Consider the following 16,409-nt stretch of genomic DNA (forward strand, 5'->3'; position numbering starts at 1 on the left):
GCGACGAGTTCGAGCAGCTGACGCTCGACCTCGGCACCGACGAGCAGGGGCCGGTCGTCGCCACGCTCGTGCGGGCGCTCCCCGCCCCGCAGGAGTGGTGGGACAGGGTCCGCGGACGACGACCGCTCCTCGCAGAGGTCGACGTGCTGTACGTGCACGGGTGGTCGGACTACTTCTTCCAGAAGCGGCTCGCACGGTTCTGGACCTCGCGCGGCGCCCGGTTCTTCGCCCTGGACCTGCGCAAGTACGGTCGGAGTCTGCGCGAGGGGCAGACACCCGGGTACATCGCGGACCTCTCGACCTACGACGAGGACATCGCCGCCGCCCGCGCCGCGATGGGACGCGGTGAGGGCGGGGAGCGGTCGCACCGACGGCTCGTGCTCCTCGGGCACTCCACGGGCGGTTTGACGCTCAGCCTGTGGGCGTCGCGGCACCCCGAGGCTGTGGACGCGCTCATCCTCAACAGCCCGTGGCTCGAGTTCCAGTTCGCGCCGGTCCGCGCCGCCATCGCCCCGATGGTCGAGTTCCAGGCGCGGATCCGCCCGCTGGACGCCGCCCCGCAGGTCGATCTGGGTTTCTACACGCGCGCGCAGCAGGAGGTGGCGGACCCGGACGACCCGATGGAGGTGAATCTGGCCTGGCGTCCCGTGCAGACCATGGCGGTGTACGCCGGCTGGCTCAACGCGATCCTGAACGGTCATCGCACAGTGGCAGGGGGTCTCGCGATCCCGGCGCCCGTGTGCGTGCTGCTCTCCGCGCGGTTCGTGCCACCGACCCGCTGGTCGGAGGACCTGACCTCGGCGGATTCCGTCCTGGTCGTGGACGACATCGCCCGTGCGGCGCTCCATCTCGGTTCGACGGTCACGGTGGAACGCATCGAGGGCGCGCTGCACGACGTGTTCCTGTCACGGCACGAGGCCAGGGAAGACGCCTACCGGCGCCTGGAGCAGTGGGTCGTCGGCTGGCACGCCGCTCACACGTAGTACATGGCCCTGGCGAGGCGCTCGGCCTCGTCACCGTCTCCGCGCTGCACGGCGTCCCCGAAGTCGCGGTAGATCTGCCCCATGCGCTCCCGGTCTCTGCGCGGCACGACCCACGCGCGCAGGTTGCGGGACAGGGCCACGTCGACGTCGTCGATCAGCATCCGGTGCTGATGGTTGCCGCTGTGGTCGGCGAGATAGGCGAACACGGCCCAGCGGGCGCTGGACGTCGAGGCGCCGTCATCCAGCGAGTCGTGCAGGTCGGCGATGAGCTGCGCGACCTGCTGCCGCTCCGCCGGTGTCAACCTCGGCACGGCCATGCGCGCCGAGACGCCGGCCTGGTAGCCCGCGAACTCGAGGGACTGCGAGACGACCGCCGCGGTCACCGCGGTGACCTCGGTGTACCTGCTCGGGTACATGGTCACCAGACCGAGGCGCTCCAGTCGCTGCAGCGCCTCGCGGACCGGTGTGCGGGAGACGTGCAGCTCCTCGGCCACGTCGACGTCGCGGATGCGCTCACCTTCCCCCAGTTCTCCCTCGGTGATCAGCCTTCCGATGTGGTGGAAGACCTCGTCTGCGAGGAGTTGCTTGCTCTCCCCGATGGTCTTCGAATCGATGTGCACCATGAACCAGCCCCCAGTTGCCGTTCTGTCCCGGAGCGCCCTCTGCGGCTCGCCCTGGAGCGAGGAGCACGGGGTGTCCCGGGTCTTCCATTCCTCTCCTCCAGGACCCGGTCCGCGTGGGGGCGCGCAGCGGGATCGGAGGAGTCCTGTCGTGATCCCCCTGTCCGGGAACGCGGGCGTCTCCGGTCGGGGGTGACGCGTGCCCTGGGGCCCGCCGTGGTCTCGTCCCCACGAGATCCGGCTGACGTCCCCAGAGTTCATCGCCTCCCTCCGCGGTGAGGCGGGAAACGATGACGTCATCGGCCACGAGGTGTCGCGACCGGTTTCCAGTCTTGGTCAAGCACACCGATATATCGGTATGCGTTTGCCGGGAAAAGTCCCGAGGCATCGGCGGCGTGGTCACGGGGTCCGCTCCGCGGTACACGAGTTCGCATCGCGAGGCAATCCCTCAGGCAGAGATTAATCAGTCGACTAGACTAATTGTGCGAGCGCGGTCCCCCGTGGCTCGCACGCGGTCAGGGAGGCGACGCGCTGGGGATGGGAGCGTGGAGGGGCGCTCACGAAAGTCGCAGCTGAGCTGCTGTCCGGTCTTTCGCCTCGGGGGAGGCGGGAGGCCGGACATCCTCCCTGGACGACCGGAGGCAGCGCCGCCCCCATGTGCGATGACACATGGGGGCGGCTGCCGTCGCGGTCAGCGGCCGGTGCTCACCGGTAGTTGACGAACTGCAGGTCGATGTCGAGGTCGGAGCCCTTCAGCAGGGCGATCACGGCCTGCAGATCGTCGCGGCTCTTCGACTGCACGCGCAGCTCGTCGCCCTGGATCTGGCTCTTCACGCCCTTGGGGCCCTCGTCGCGGATGATCTTGCCGATCTTCTTCGCGTTCTCGGACGAGATCCCGTCCTTGAGGCTGGAGACGATGCGGAACTCCTTGCCGCTCGCGAAGGGCTCGCCCGAGTCGAGGCTCTTGAGCGAGATGCCGCGCTTGATGAGCTTGGACTGGAAGACGTCGAGCACGGCCTTGGCGCGCTCCTCCGAGCTCGCGGTGATCAGGATCTGTTCGCCGCTCCAGGCGATCGAGGCTCCCGTCCCCTTGAAGTCGTACCGCTGCTCGACCTCTTTGCGCGCCTGGTTGAGGGCGTTCTCGGCCTCCTGGTGATCCACTTTCGAGACGATGTCAAAGGAACTGTCAGCCATCGTGCCAGTGTATCGAGCGTGTCCAGCGGTGGCTGCCGTGGAAACGCTTTCAGCGCTGCGGGCGGCCGACAATGCCATCACAGGTTGATATCGAGGCTGTCGGCGATTGCGAATCTCCAGGATATCGATGCATACTGTAAGCGCTTGCAGTCCTTGCAGGTCAACAGCATCAAGAGAGGCCACACCAATGAAGGTGAACAAGAGGGGCATGGTCGCCGCGGGCGCCATCGCCATCGTTTCGACTCTGACGCTCGCCGGCTGCTCCACCGGGACCAGCGGCGGCGACTCCTCCTCCGGCGGCGACGACAGCGGCGCCCTCACGGTGTGGGTGGACGCGGAGCGCGTCGACGCGCTGAAGAGCGCGGCGGACGCCTACCAGGACAAGACCGGGGTCGAGGTCGACCTTGTCGGCAAGTCGGTCGACGACATGAAGGACGACTTCATCCAGCAGGTCCCCACCGGCAAGGGCCCCGACATCGTGATGGGCGCACACGACTGGCTCGGCGAGCTCTCGACCAACGGCGTCGTCGCGCCCATCGAGCTGGGCGACAGCTCCGAGGACTACCTGCCCGTCGCCCTGCAGGCGGCCACCTACGACGGCACCGTCTACATGCTGCCGTACGCGGTCGAGAACATCGCCGTGCTCCGCAACGCCGACCTCGTGCCCGAGGCCGCGACGAGCTTCGACGACATGATCGCCAAGGGCGCCTTCGTGGTCGAGCAGGGGGCCGAGGGCAACCCCTACCACCTGTACCCGTTCCAGACCGCCTTCGGTGCTCCGGTGTTCGGCACGGACGCCTCCGGCAGCTACGACCCCGCCGACCTGCAGCTCGGCAGCGAGGGCGGCTTCGCCTTCGCCGACTGGCTGGGTGCGCAGGGTGCAGCCGGCACGCTCAACACCGACATCGACGGAGAGATCGCCAAGCAGCAGTTCCTCGACGGCACCGCGGCCTTCTGGCTGACGGGTCCGTGGAACGTGGGCGCCGCGGTCGACGCCGGCATCAACGTCGCGATCGACCCGGTCCCGAGCCCCACCGGCCAGACCGCCTCGCCGTTCGCGGGCGTGAAGGGCTTCTTCGTCAGCTCCGAGTCGAAGAACAAGGTCGCGGCGAACGACTTCCTCGTCAACTACATCGGCACGGAGGACGTGCAGCTCGAGCTCTTCAAGGCCGGCAACATCCTTCCCGCGCTGACCGCCGCGGCCGACACCGCCGCCTCCGACCCGATCATCGCCGGCTTCCAGGCCGTCGGCGCCGACGCCGTCCCGATGCCCGCCATCCCCGCCATGGGTGCGGTGTGGCAGTTCTGGGGCGTCGCCGAGGCGGCGATCATCAACGGCGAAGACCCGGCGACGACGTGGCAGAAGCTCGTCGACGACGTGACCGCGGCCATCGAGTAACGGCCGGAACCGCACAGATGCTGCCGGGGCGGGCGCGTGATGCCCGCCTCGGCAGGATCATGACGAGGACGACATGACAGACACCGAAGAGCGCACCGCGCCCCCGACGGCACGCCAGCGACAGGCAGCGAAGATCGCCGAGGCGGCATCGCGACCGATCGGCTGGATGCTGCTGAAGATCCTGCTGCTGGCCGTCGTGGACGCGATCGCACTGTACGCCGCGTTCGTGCTGTTCACGCACGAGGAGTGGCTCGTGCTCGGCATCGTGGTCGCCGTCGCCATCGTCGTCAACTACATCTACTTCTCGCGACGACGCATCGCGGCCAAGTACCTGACACCCGGCATCATCTTCCTGGTCCTGTTCCAGGTCTTCACCCTGCTGTACACGGGCTACATCGGCTTCACGAACTACGGCACCGGCCACAACGGGACGAAGGAGCAGGCGATCTCCTCGCTGCTCGCGTCCGCCCAGGAGCGCGTCGAGGATTCCCCGACCTACCCGGTCACCGTCGTGGAGCAGTTCGGCACCTACGGCCTCCTCGTCACCGACCCCGAGACCGGGGACGCGCTGCTCGGCACGGCCGAGCAGCCGCTGGAGGAGGTCGACGCGCAGATGGAGGGCGGCCAGGCGGTCGCGGTCGACGGCTGGACCACGCTCCCACTGGCCACCGTGTTCACCCTGTCCGAAGAGCTCGAGCAGCTCTCCGTGCCGTTCAGCGACGACCCCAACGACGGGAGCCTGCGCGCGCCGGACGGGCAGAAGGGCTACCTCTACGTCTCCACGCTGGAGTACGACGACGCCGCCGACACCATCACCGACACCACCACGGGCACGGTGTACTCCGACACGGGGGACGGCGCGTTCACCGCCGAGGACGGCGAGCAGCTGCTCCCGGGGTGGCAGACCACGGTCGGCTTCGACAACTTCGTCCGCGCCGTGACAGACGAGTCCATCCGCGGTCCTCTCATCGCGGTCACGCTGTGGACGTTCGTGTTCGCGCTCGTGTCGGTCGCCACCACGTTCTTCCTCGGCCTGCTCCTGGCGCTCGTGTTCAACAACACGCGCATGCGGTTCCGCAACGGCTACCGGATCATCCTGATCCTGCCGTATGCGTTCCCGGCGTTCCTGTCCGCCCTGGTGTGGGCGGGCATGATGAACGAGAGCTTCGGCTTCATCAACCAGGTGATCTTCGGCGGCGCGGACATCCCGTGGCTGACGGATCCCGTCCTGGCGAAGGTCTCCGTGCTCCTCGTCAACCTCTGGCTCGGCTTCCCGTACATGTTCCTGGTCTGCATGGGGGCGCTGCAGGGCATCCCGGACGACGTGAACGAGGCCGCCGTGATGGACGGCGCGAACGCGTGGCAGATCTTCCGGCGCATCAAGCTGCCGCTGCTGCTCGTCACGGTGGCGCCGCTGCTGATCTCGTCGTTCGCGTTCAACTTCAACAACTTCAACCTGATCTACATGCTCACCAACGGCGGCCCGCGGTTCAGCGACGTGTCGATCCCCGTCGGCCACACGGACATCCTCATCTCCATGGTCTACAAGGTGGCGTTCACCGGCCAGTCCCGCGACTACGGTCTCGCGTCGGCCTTCACCATCCTGATCTTCATCGTGGTGGCCACCATCTCGATCATCAGCTTCCGCAAGACCAAGGCTCTCGAGGAGCTGAACTGACATGAGCACCGCCAGCCCCGCCACCGCAGAGCACCGCAGCGCCCCGCGTCGACGTTCCTTCGGCGCCTGGTTCGCCGACACCGGATGGCGCCATCTCGTCGCGATCGTGGTCAGCGTGTTCGCACTGTTCCCGCTGCTGTACGTCGTGTCGGCATCGCTGAACCCGAACGGCACGCTCACGGGGTCGAACCAGCTCTTCTCCGCCATCGGCATCGACAGCTACGTCCGCATCCTCAGCGACCCGCAGAATCCCTACGGACGCTGGTTCCTCAACACGCTGCTGGTCGCGGTCGTCACCGGCGCCGCGACGGTGTTCATCGGCGCCTGTGCCGCGTATGCCTTCTCGCGCATGCGATTCGCAGGACGCCGGGTCGGACTCGTCACGATCGTCGTCGTGCAGATGTTCCCGCAGCTGCTCGCCGTCGTCGCGATCTTCCTGCTGATGTCGACGCTGGGGGACTGGTTCCCCGCGATCGGCCTCAACACGCACACCGGTCTGATCCTGGTGTACCTCGGCGGTGCTCTGGGCGTGAACACCTATCTCATGTACGGCTTCTTCAACACGATCCCGAAGGAGATCGACGAGGCGGCACGCATCGACGGCGCCGGGCACGCGCGGATCTTCTTCACGATCATCCTGCGGCTCGTCGCGCCGATCCTCGCGGTGGTCGGCCTGCTGTCGTTCATCGGCACCGTGAACGAGTATGTGATCGCGAGCGTCATGCTCGTCGATGTCGACCAGCAGACGCTCGTCGTCGGCCTCACCAAGCTCGTGGCGAACCCCCGCTACGCGGACTGGTCGGCCTTCTCGGCGGGCGCGGTCATGGCCGCGATCCCGGTGATGATCCTGTTCCTGTTCCTGCAGAAGTACATCGTCGGCGGTCTCACGGCCGGCGCGACGAAGGGCTGAGCGACACGACACCGGCGTTGCGACGACCGCGCGCGCGGGGGCGGTCGTAGCGTGGAGGCATGGCACGGGTCGGCGGTCGCAATCTCGGGATGAGCTGGTTCGCCGGCATCGTCTGTGCGGGCATCGTCGGCGCGCTGATCTGGCTGTCGCTGCCGATGGTGCCGGTGCTCGCGCAGTTCGCGGGCGATGCGCTCCGGAACGTCTTCCCCTGAGCCCGGCGACCGCCCGGCTCCCGCATCAACCGCGGTGTCGGCGGCGGACGGCGGTCCAGACGACGAGCGAGGATCCGGCGATCAGCAGCAGGATCCCCCAGGGCGCCCAGGGCGGAACGACGCCACCCGTCTGCGCGATCAGCCCCGCGGCGTCATCGATCGGCACGTCCGCGCACGCCGTCGCCTCGTTGCCGACTCCGGCGACGAACGCCTGAGCGGAGTTCCGGAGACCGCCCGCCTCATCGGCCCGCCCGCAGAGGAGCGCCTCCGGCGGCGCAGACCCATCCACCGCCGCGATCACGGTCACCGTGTACGAGTGCATGGCACCGGCCTCGATCGTCGCGTCCGACACCACCGTGACGTTCCCGACCCCGTCCCAGCCATCGACGATCGTCACGCCGAGGGGAGGGGTGATATCGACCCGTTCGACCACGATCCCCTCCCCGAAGAGCAGGCGGTCGGTGAGTTCGTAGGTGGCCTCCGCCTGGCCCGACGCGGTGACGTCGATCCGGTAGGCGATCCGCCACCGCGAATCGCCCAGCGACTCCGGGCCGTCGACCACGGTCTTCGCCGTCGTCACCCGGCCGATCTCGGGGTCGACGCTGTTCGTCATCTCGCACGCCAGCTCGAGACCGGGAACCGCCGTGAACTGGAAGCCGGGGGTCTCCGCCGCGTCCTCGTGGCCCGCGCAGGTGATCGCACCGGCGGTCCACCCGGCGGAAGCCTCTTCGGCGAGGGTGTACACGACACCGGGGATGAGTGCGCTCCAGGTCACGGTTCCCGACGCGGGCGCGGTACCGCTCACCCGCTGCGTCGACGACGGCTCCGCACCGGGTGTCAGGCTCAGGGCGAAGGACCACGCCGTGCCCGCCGGCAGCCCATCGACGCTCTTGGTGAGCGTCACCTCGGCCGGAGCCGCCGCATTGGTGAAGGCGCACGCGATCACCCCACCGGATGGCAGGTCGATGGAGACACGGCCCTCGTCGAGGTCCGCCGCCCAGTCGACGTCGTCTCCTTCGCAGACCGCGTCGCTCAGATTCCATCCCGGGGGCGCTTCCCCCTCGGCGACGGTGTACCGCCCGGCGCTCAGCCCGGTGAACGCCCGCTCGGAACCGCCTTCCGTGTCGCCGCTGAGCGCGAACGGCGTCGGGGCCGCCCCGTCGGGCTGGAACGAGAAGTCGAACTGCTCGGGGTAGTCGGCGGGAAGCGTCTGCTTGCGGACCAGGATGGTCCCCGGTGCGGCGTTCGTGAACAGACACTCCACCGTCTCCGCCGGCCGCACGGTGATCGCCGCTGCCCGATCCGTGGGATCGATCGCGATCCCGTCGCACACGAGCTCGGCGAGGACCGTGGCCGGCGCCTGGACGTCGGTGAGCTCGGTGATCGTGTACTCACCCGCGGGGACGGCGGCGAGGACGACCTCGCCCGGAGCGCTCTGCGCCGGGTCGGCGACCACGTCGAACGCCTCGTGCCCCGGGATGTCGCTGGTGAAGGCGAAGGTGCGGTCATCCGGGATGCCGAAGACGGCCTTCTGCACGACCACCGTGCCCAGCGAGGTGTTGGCTGCCGTGCAGTCCAGGACCGCGCCGGGGGCGACCGCGAAATCGGAGAGGTCGGGGATGACGGTCGCCGTGCCGCCGGGAGGGGTGGCGGTGCAGCTCAGTGGCGACGAGGGTGCCCAGCCGTCGGTGGGACTCTCCCGCAGCGAGTACCGGGTGCCGGGAACGAGGTCGGGAAGTGCGGCAGAGCCCGAGCCGTCTTCGGTCGTGACGGAGACCGGGACCGCATCGGAGGCGGGAACCGTGTCCAGGACGAACTCGAAGGTCCCGTCGCGACCCTCGACGGTCTTCGTCAGCACGCCTCCGCCGGGTTCGGCCTCGTTGTCCGCGATGCAGACCAGCCCTCCGCCCGGTCGGGCGATGAACTGGAAACCGGAGATGCCGTGCTCGTCCCGGAGGCGGCCGTCGTCGCAGGAGAACGATCCGCTCCAGCCCGCCGCTCCGGTCTCGGTCAGGGTGTACACGGCGCCGGGAGCGAGACCGTCCCAGGTGACGGGAGCGGCGCCGAGTCCCGGACCCGTGCCGGACAGCACGGCCGAGGCGGGACCACCCTCCGGGACCGGATCGATCGACACGGTGAAAGACCACGGGACACCTTCGGCGACGCCGGAGACCCGCTTCACCACATCGACAGCTCCCGGGGCTGCGGTGTTCGTCGCCGCGCAGGCGAACGCGCCACCCGCCGCGAGGTCCAGCTGCACCCCCGGCTGCTCGGCATCGGCATCCGGCAGTCCGCAGTCGATCGCGCCCGCGACCCACCCGACCGGCGACACCTCGGCGAGCGTGTAGCGGCCGGGAGGCAGGTCGTCCCAGGAGACGGCATCCGCACCGGGCCCGACGCCGCTGACCTCGCGGCGCAGCACCTCTCCATCGGCATCGGTCAGTGTCACGGGGAACGTCCACGGGAAGTCCTCGACCACCCCGGCGACGGTCTTGGCGAACGAGATGGATCCGGGGACGAGCGTGTTGCGGGCCTCGCAGGAGATCGCGTCGCCGACGAGGGGCACGAAGTCGCTGACGTCTTCCACAGGTCGCGGCGGTCCGCCCTCGGGGGTCAGCGTGCAGACGAGGGGGTCGGCACTCCATCCCGGTGCGTCCACCTCTGAGATCCCGTACCGGATGCCGGGAACGAGCTCGCCGAACGCGGCGGAACCCGTGCCCGCGGTCGTGGTGAGCTCCAGGTCGACGTCGGGGTCCGCCCCGTCGACCCGATGCAGGCGGAAGCGGAAGGCCCCGTCCCCGCCGTCCGTGGTCTTGGTGATGGTCGCGGTGGAGGGATCCGCGATGTTCGTCATGACGCAGGCGACGCTTCCGCCCAGCGGCGCGGTGAACTGGAACCCACCCGGGACGGGGGTGATGTCCGACCCGTCGCAGCGGAACGTCTGCGCGACCGCGGCGGGAAGCCTGCCCTCGGTGATCGTGTAGGTCTGGCCGGGGACGAGCTGGGACCACCCGACGCCGTCCGAGCTCTGCCCCACGCCCGACACCAGCTTCGTACCGGTCTCGCCCGCGGGTTCCGGGGAGATCGTCATGTCGAAGTCCCACGCGTAGTCCGCGCCGATGCCCGCGGTGATCTTGTCGAGCTGCAACGACGAGGACGGCGCCGTGTTGGTGACCGCACAGGTCAGGCTCTGGGCGACCTGCGCCTCGAACGCGAAGGCACCGGGACTCGGGTCGAGGTCGGTGATCGCGCCCTCGGCGTCCGTGCACGTGATCGGCGTGGCCGACCAGCCGTTGGCGACGGTCTCCGAGATCGTGTACCGCTGACCGGGCACCAGCGACTCCCACGTCACGGAGTCCGATCCCGGCCCCGATCCGCTCGCGTCCTGCGTCGGACCGGGGGAGAGGTGGACGGGGAACGACCAGTCCCAGCCTGCGGCGACTCCGGCGACGGTCTTGACGAGCGTCGCGGTCGCCGGCTGCGCTTCGTTGGTGAAGAAGCAGACGATCACGCCGCCCTCCGGGAGATCGATCGTCACGCTCCGCCGGTCCTCCGCCGGTGTGGCGAAGGGGGCGTTGCATTCCAGGTTCGCCGCGCTCCAGCCCGGGACCTCGCTCGTCTCCGCGACGGTGTAGGTGCCGGCCCCGAGACCCACGAACGAGCGCAGAGCGCCGGCGGGCTCCCCGTCGGAGGCGCCGTTGAGGACGAAGTCCTCGCTCTGACCGCCCGGACCGGTGAGCGTGAAGTCGAAGGTCTGCGCGAACTCCACCGGCAGCGTCCGCTTGAGGATGGAAATGCTTCCGGTGACCGTGTTGGTGAAGAAGCACTGGACCGTCTCGCCCGGCAGCACGGTCAGGTCGATCTGGCGTCCTTCGGGGTCGGCCGAGTGGTCGGAGCCGCCGTAGGTGCAGGCGAGGTCGGCGAGCACCGTTCCCGGGTCGCCGTCATCGACGAGTTCCCGCAGGGAGTACGTGCCGGGCGGAACGTCCGTGATGGTGTGCCGGTAGAGCGTGCCGTCGCCCAGTGGCACCTCGATCGAGAAGGCCTCACCCCCGGGGATGTCACTCTGGAAGGCGAACGACCTGCCGTCGACGCCGTGAGCCTCCTTGGAGACCACCACGGTCCCCAGCTGCCGGTTCGTGAAGGTGCACTCGATGCGTTCGCCGAGGGTCGGCACGATCACGGCTCCCGTCGCGCCTGCCGGATCGAACGGTGCCGTGCAGCTGATGGCGGGAGGCATCCAGCCGGCGCTCTCCTGCTCCGTCACGGTGAGGGGCGCTCCCGTCGGAACGGCGAACGTCGCGCTCTCGCCGTCGGAGAGGCTGGCGCTCTCGGCGCCGACGGCGAACGCGAAGTCGGCGTCCGACCCGTCCGGCTCGGTCTGTTTCGTCACGGTGACCAGGGCTGCTTCGTTGCTGATCACGCAGTCCGTGCGGCCGCCGGCGACGACGGGGAACGGTGCGCCGTCCGTCACATCGACGGTGCGGGTGCCCCCGGCGGCATCCTGGACCGTGCAGGTGATCGATGACAGCTCCCACGGCTCCGTCGCCGCCTCGGTGAGCGTGTTCCTCGTGCCGGCGATCACCCCCTCGTACACGACGGTCTCACCGGCGGAGAGCGATCCCTCGATCTCGGCGACCGCGGGTGGTCCGGGCTGGATCGGGCCGTCGGCGTTGCGCACGGTGAAGGCGAACTCGTCGTCCGTGGCGCCGGCGGGCATGGTCGCCTTCGTCACGCTGAGTGTTCCGCAGTTCGAGATCCGGATCGGATCGGGAGTGTTGACCATGAAGTCTTCGATGCTGGCGTTCGGACTGTTGCCGGTGCGGGTGAAGCTCTCGGCGACCGTGAACGTGGAGCAGGTCTCATCGCTGAAGAGCCCCGCGGTCGTGAGGTCGATGGCGTACTCGCCGAACGTCTCCTGCTGCTGGTTCGCCACGATCGGGCCTTCGGTGCGCCTCCCGGTGGCGATGCTGAGGTCGATCGACCGCTGGCTGTCGACCCACGTCCCTGCACCGGCGGGATCGGCGCAGCCGTCGCCCGCGGCGGGCGTCCAGGACTGGAAGCCCGCCGCGCCTCCCGGGTAGTCGACGCGGAGCAGGAGGTCGTCGCACCGACCGGGCTCCGGTCCCTCGAACAGGTCGTAGACGCTGACCGAGCCGTTTCCCGTGCGTCGCGTCCAGTACGCGTAGAGGATCGTGTGCCGCACCCCCGCATCGTCGGTCACTGTCTCCGAGGCATACGCGCCGCTGCAGAGGTTCCCCTTGTCGTTGACGTTCTTGGGGCCGGTCACCCACGGGTTGGTGTTCGGCGTCTGGCTGCCCGGAGAGCCGGTGGCGTCGGTCGTGATCGACTCGCATGCCCCGCCGGCGGAGCCGTTGTCCCAGAAGAAGGCCCCCTGCTGGACACCGGTCGAGACGTACCCCTGCGGGGTCACGTAGCTCGGCGTCGGCGTGAACGTGAAGGAGCCATCGGATCCGACGTCGGTGAGGAAGTCGTCCCAGTTGAATGTGGTGGGCGGGCTCTGCGATTGCTTCGTCCCGTCGAGCGCGAAGCCGGTCTGCAGGCCGGACGGGAGCGTCGCCGCTTCCGCCTGCGGTGCGGCGACGACAGGCACGAGCAGGGCCGCGGAGAGCACGGCTGCCGCGAGGGCGCTGAGGGGGCGCGTCGTCCGGTGCTGGTCGCTTCGCGTCATCGGTGCCTCGTTCCCATGGGGCATCGCCCCCGCCTCCGGGAAGGGTAGGCAGCGATGTCCTCCTCCGTTGAGAGGACCGTCACCCGTTCCGGGTGAGGGAACGCGGCGCCCCGTCCCGGGGAGGGCATGTCTGCGCGCGGCCCTGCGCTGAGCCGACCAGGACCGGGCCCTCCGTGGAACACCGACAGGGCGACACGTCGGCACGCCTGCGTGAGCGCCCGGAGGCACGGCGGTAATCTCGCACTGCACACATCGATGAGAGGCGCACCCCATGAGTGATCCCGAGGCTCGTCAGCCCGAGAAGCCGAACGACGTCGACGACGTCGTCGGCAGCGCGAACGCCGGACTCGATGCCGCGGCCGCCGCACGTGGGGATGTCCCCGGCGCCGGCGCGGACACCGACGGCGAGACCGTCGCCCCGAACCCCGACACGCGCCGTGAACCCGCGGTCGACCCCGACCTGGCCGCCTTCGAGGCCGCCGAGCGGGACCACCCCGGTACCTTCACGTCATCCGCGACCCCGCCAGCGGGTCCGGTGTCCGACCGCGACGCTGCCGACCGATTCGCGGACGAGCGCCGCGTCGACGAGCCCGTCGCGGACGACCGCCGCGCCGATGAGCGCCTGACGGAGGAGCGTCTCGCCGCGGAGCGCCGCACGGAGGAGCGGCTCACGGAGGAGCGTCTGGCCGACGAGCGGCGGGCGGACGCCGGTGCCACCACCGCCTTCACGAGCCCCAACGCACCGATGCACCGCGACGACGCGTACCTGCCGGACACGGCCTACGCCGCCCACGCCGACGACACCGAGACGCGGATCGTCCCCTCCGAGCCGATGGTCGGCGGGGCAGCCGTCGCCGGCGCGCAGCCGCAGCCGATCTTCGTTCAGGCCCCGGAGCCGCCCCGCGACCGCGGCAACCGCGGCACGGCCGGTGCGATCGGCCTGCTCGCCACGGTGGCCTTCGCGATCCTGTACCTCGGCACCGCCGTCGGGCTCCGAGCCCTCGCCGGCGACGTCTCCGGCGAGAACATCGGCGACGCGTTCCTCGCCCCGCTGCTCACCTGGGGCTACTGGACCCCGGTGGTGGTGTTCTTCCTCGGCTTCTGGCTGCTCGGAGCGATCATCAACCGCGGTCGCTGGGGGCTCTGGGTGGTGTTCGGCATCATCGTCGGCCTCATCGCCTACGCGGGCCACATCCTCGGCCAGCTGTTCGAGGCCCCGTTCTGGAAGCTCACGGCAACGCAGGGCATGGAGCTCGTGGGGGAGCAGCTGCTCGCTCCGCTCGCCATCGCCGCCTTCGTGTTCGCCCGTGAGCTGACCATCTGGTTCGGCGCGTGGGTCGCCCGCAGCGGTGCCCGCAAGGCCGAGCTCAACGCCGAGGCGCAGCGCGAGTACGAGCGCACCCTCGAAGCCGGTCCGACTCTGTCGAGGTAATCACGAACGCCGACATGCCGAACCCCCGTGGGCCCGAGTCCGCGGGGGTTTCGGCTGTCCTCGCGGTGGTGCTCGCCACCATCGGCTTCTTCGCCCTCGCCGTGTTCGGCCTCGGAGCGCTGAGCGTCGCCACCGACCGTGACATCATCGCCGTGCCCGGACTCGGCCAGGTGCCGGGGGTGGTCGGGATGGTCGTGGCCGTCGTCGCCTTCGCCCTCACTCTCGCCGGCACGCTGCGGGCCCGGCGCCCCTCGTTCGTCTCCACGATCGTGATCGCGCTGATGCCGACGCTGCTGCATCTCGCGACCGTCTGGGTCGCGGTGCTCTCGGCCGCGGGAAGCTATGTCGTCGCGACGGCCGTGGCGGGCGATCTCGTACGCGGCGGGGCGAGTGCCGTGATCCTGCTGGCGGCGGCGATCGCCGGATGGAGCGGCATCGCCCTTCGCCGCACGCGCGCGGAGCACCCCCGCTGGCCGTGGGAGCGCGACGAAGACGAGTGACGTCCGCGCGTGAATCCGCGCGGACTCGCGCGACGCGCCGTACGCTGGTGGGGTGGAGCGCTCGCTGGAGACGCAGGTGGATCAGGCCGTGGAGGCGTGGCTGCGCTGGGTGCCGCGCTGGGAGCCGGCCACCCACCGCGGCAGGGTCGCGCCGTGCCGGCGGTGTCTGGGGTCGCCGATCCTCGCGGCGGCTGGCATCGCGGGCAACACGCCGCACGGGGTGCAGCACGGTCTGTCGACCCGCATCAAGACCATCGTCGACCACGCGGTCGCCGACTACACCGCCCGCAACCTGCCCACGCTGCAGCGCGAGCTGGACCAGCAGGCCGCTCGCAACCGGGCGCGCAGCTATCGCCCCGCCGAGGATCTCGCGCCCGAGTTCGAGGGCATGCCGCTAGACCCCGAGCCGATTCCGGGTGCCCCGTTCCTGTTCACGATCGCGGGCCTCGCCGACGAGTCGGCCGCCGAGCTCCCTCCGCTGCCGCCGCTCTCGGAGGAGGCGAAGATCGCCCTGCGGCAGGAGGTCGGGCTGGCGGACGAGTACGCGAACCTCATCGGACGGGAGATCTGCGGCATCCTCCTGCGCCACAGGGTGTACATCCAGGCCGCGGTGTCGCAGCACGTCGAGCCGCAGATCGAGGCGATGCTCGCCGAGCTCACGGAGTCCCTCGACTCCCCGTTCGATCCCGACGCGGGCTGATCGGGGCGCCGGCGGACGGGCCCGCAGTCATTTGACCGCCCGGTTACGCAGCATTACACTTGATCAGGTGTGTGCACGTCCTGACGTGCGCGCTGGGCGTCGGCACCATGCCGGTCCGCCCCCACGGCATACCCACCACACCAAAAGCCCGCCGGTTCCGGCGTGCCGGTGGGTCATGATGTGAAACCCATCACGCTGTCACCGTGCAGCACTATGAGGAGAGAACGTGCCAACCATTCAGCAGTTGGTTCGCAAGGGTCGCTCGCCCAAGGTCTCGAAGACCAAGGCGCCCGCGCTCAAGTCGAACCCGCAGCAGGCCGGGGTCTGCACCCGCGTCTACACCACCACCCCGAAGAAGCCGAACTCGGCGATGCGCAAGGTCGCTCGTGTGAAGCTCCGCAACGGGACCGAGGTCACCGCGTACATCCCCGGTGAGGGCCACAACCTGCAGGAGCACTCCCTGGTGCTCGTCCGCGGCGGTCGTGTGAAGGACCTCCCCGGTGTGCGTTACAAGATCGTCCGTGGCGCTCTGGACACCCAGGCCGTCAAGAACCGTAAGCAGGCTCGTTCCCGCTACGGCGCGAAGAAGGGTTGAGTTAGATGCCTCGTAAGGGTCCCGCCCCCAAGCGCCCCGTCGTCAACGACCCGGTCTACGGCGCACCGATCGTCACCTCGCTGGTGAACAAGATCCTCGTCGACGGCAAGAAGTCGCTGGCCGAGTCGATCGTCTACGGCGCCCTCCGCGGTGTCGAGGCGAAGAACGGCCAGGACGCCGTCGCCACCCTGAAGAAGGCGCTCGACAACGTGCGCCCGACCCTCGAGGTCCGCAGCCGCCGCGTCGGTGGCTCGACCTACCAGGTGCCGGTCGAGGTCAAGCCGCACCGTGCGAACACCCTCGCGCTGCGCTGGCTCGTGAGCTACGCCAAGGGCCGTCGTGAGAAGACGATGACCGAGCGTCTGCAGAACGAGATCCTCGACGCGTCGAACGGCCTCGGCGCCGCGGTCAAGCGCCGCGAGGACACGCACAAGATGGCCGAGTCGAACCGCGCGTTCGCTCACTACCGCTGGTAATCAGCTTCGCGCCCCCCC

13 protein-coding genes are annotated in these 16,409 nt (G+C 69.5%); 10 read left to right on the forward strand and 3 right to left on the reverse strand.

The window, feature by feature from the left end:
• The coding region (locus tag M3C17_RS17155; protein WP_259979192.1) for an alpha/beta hydrolase at positions 1-983 on the forward strand (983 nt) is incomplete at its 5' end.
• Here M3C17_RS17155 and M3C17_RS17160 read toward each other — a convergent pair.
• Together M3C17_RS17160 and M3C17_RS17165 are read right to left on the reverse strand one after the other, a co-directional pair.
• Positions 974-1,606 (reverse strand): GntR family transcriptional regulator, encoded by a 633-nt coding sequence (locus M3C17_RS17160; RefSeq protein WP_259979193.1) that lies wholly within the window; start codon positions 1,604-1,606, stop codon positions 974-976. The genes M3C17_RS17155 and M3C17_RS17160 overlap by 10 nt on opposite strands.
• A 702-nt stretch (positions 1,607-2,308) precedes the next feature.
• Positions 2,309-2,797, reverse strand: coding sequence for a YajQ family cyclic di-GMP-binding protein (locus tag M3C17_RS17165; protein ID WP_136028861.1), 489 nt, complete (start codon positions 2,795-2,797; stop codon positions 2,309-2,311).
• 187 nt (positions 2,798-2,984) lie between these two features.
• Here M3C17_RS17165 and M3C17_RS17170 point away from each other — a divergent pair, with 187 nt between their 5' ends.
• From M3C17_RS17170 to M3C17_RS17185, 4 genes are all read left to right on the forward strand, one after another.
• A complete protein-coding gene (locus M3C17_RS17170) occupies positions 2,985-4,196 on the forward strand; it encodes an extracellular solute-binding protein (RefSeq protein WP_259979195.1) in 1,212 nt (403 codons plus the stop codon).
• A 73-nt stretch (positions 4,197-4,269) separates the two neighbouring features.
• Positions 4,270-5,874: an ABC transporter permease subunit gene (locus M3C17_RS17175; protein ID WP_259979196.1), complete on the forward strand. Its 1,605-nt coding sequence runs from the start codon at positions 4,270-4,272 to the stop codon at positions 5,872-5,874.
• A 1-nt stretch (position 5,875) separates the two neighbouring features.
• On the forward strand, positions 5,876-6,784 hold the full coding sequence (locus M3C17_RS17180; protein WP_259979197.1) for a sugar ABC transporter permease: 909 nt from the start codon (positions 5,876-5,878) through the stop codon (positions 6,782-6,784).
• Between the two features lie 59 nt (positions 6,785-6,843).
• Complete coding sequence (locus M3C17_RS17185) at positions 6,844-6,996, forward strand: hypothetical protein (protein WP_259979198.1); 153 nt, start codon at positions 6,844-6,846, stop codon at positions 6,994-6,996.
• Positions 6,997-7,021: 25 nt separating this feature from the next.
• Here the strand turns inward: M3C17_RS17185 and M3C17_RS17190 are convergent, their stop codons facing one another.
• Positions 7,022-12,688 (reverse strand): hypothetical protein, encoded by a 5,667-nt coding sequence (locus tag M3C17_RS17190; RefSeq protein WP_259979199.1) that lies wholly within the window; start codon positions 12,686-12,688, stop codon positions 7,022-7,024.
• A gap of 271 nt (positions 12,689-12,959) precedes the next feature.
• Here M3C17_RS17190 and M3C17_RS17195 point away from each other — a divergent pair, with 271 nt between their 5' ends.
• From M3C17_RS17195 to rpsG, 5 genes are all read left to right on the forward strand, one after another.
• Positions 12,960-14,120, forward strand: a complete 1,161-nt coding sequence (locus M3C17_RS17195) for an ABC transporter (RefSeq protein WP_259979200.1) — start codon at positions 12,960-12,962, stop codon at positions 14,118-14,120.
• A 14-nt stretch (positions 14,121-14,134) separates the two neighbouring features.
• The gene (locus M3C17_RS17200) at positions 14,135-14,620 is read left to right on the forward strand and encodes a hypothetical protein (protein ID WP_259979201.1); all 486 of its coding nucleotides are present in this window, start codon (positions 14,135-14,137) and stop codon (positions 14,618-14,620) included.
• 52 nt (positions 14,621-14,672) lie between these two features.
• Entirely contained in the window at positions 14,673-15,320 is a 648-nt protein-coding gene (locus M3C17_RS17205; protein WP_259979203.1) for a spermidine/putrescine ABC transporter substrate-binding protein, read from the forward strand.
• Positions 15,321-15,546: 226 nt separating this feature from the next.
• Positions 15,547-15,915, forward strand: coding sequence for a 30S ribosomal protein S12 (gene rpsL, locus M3C17_RS17210; protein ID WP_013584051.1), 369 nt, complete (start codon positions 15,547-15,549; stop codon positions 15,913-15,915).
• A 5-nt stretch (positions 15,916-15,920) separates the two neighbouring features.
• On the forward strand, positions 15,921-16,391 hold the full coding sequence (gene rpsG / locus M3C17_RS17215) for a 30S ribosomal protein S7 (protein ID WP_017201608.1): 471 nt from the start codon (positions 15,921-15,923) through the stop codon (positions 16,389-16,391).
• The last annotated feature ends 18 nt before the right edge of the window (positions 16,392-16,409 follow it).

The organism is Microbacterium sp. p3-SID336, from assembly GCF_025143365.1.
Taxonomy (GTDB): Bacteria; Actinomycetota; Actinomycetes; order Actinomycetales; family Microbacteriaceae; genus Microbacterium.

What these genes read in the sequence shown, in the direction of transcription:
- M3C17_RS17160 (WP_259979193.1), bottom strand. Translation starts at nt 1,606, where the DNA reads ATGGTGCACATCGATTCGAAGACCATCGGGGAGAGCAAGCAACTCCTC.
- M3C17_RS17165 (WP_136028861.1), bottom strand. Translation starts at nt 2,797, where the DNA reads ATGGCTGACAGTTCCTTTGACATCGTCTCGAAAGTGGATCACCAGGAG.
- M3C17_RS17170 (WP_259979195.1), top strand. Translation starts at nt 2,985, where the DNA reads ATGAAGGTGAACAAGAGGGGCATGGTCGCCGCGGGCGCCATCGCCATC.
- M3C17_RS17175 (WP_259979196.1), top strand. Translation starts at nt 4,270, where the DNA reads ATGACAGACACCGAAGAGCGCACCGCGCCCCCGACGGCACGCCAGCGA.
- M3C17_RS17180 (WP_259979197.1), top strand. Translation starts at nt 5,876, where the DNA reads ATGAGCACCGCCAGCCCCGCCACCGCAGAGCACCGCAGCGCCCCGCGT.
- M3C17_RS17185 (WP_259979198.1), top strand. Translation starts at nt 6,844, where the DNA reads ATGGCACGGGTCGGCGGTCGCAATCTCGGGATGAGCTGGTTCGCCGGC.
- M3C17_RS17190 (WP_259979199.1), bottom strand. Translation starts at nt 12,688, where the DNA reads ATGACGCGAAGCGACCAGCACCGGACGACGCGCCCCCTCAGCGCCCTC.
- M3C17_RS17195 (WP_259979200.1), top strand. Translation starts at nt 12,960, where the DNA reads ATGAGTGATCCCGAGGCTCGTCAGCCCGAGAAGCCGAACGACGTCGAC.
- M3C17_RS17200 (WP_259979201.1), top strand. Translation starts at nt 14,135, where the DNA reads ATGCCGAACCCCCGTGGGCCCGAGTCCGCGGGGGTTTCGGCTGTCCTC.
- rpsG (WP_017201608.1), top strand. Translation starts at nt 15,921, where the DNA reads ATGCCTCGTAAGGGTCCCGCCCCCAAGCGCCCCGTCGTCAACGACCCG.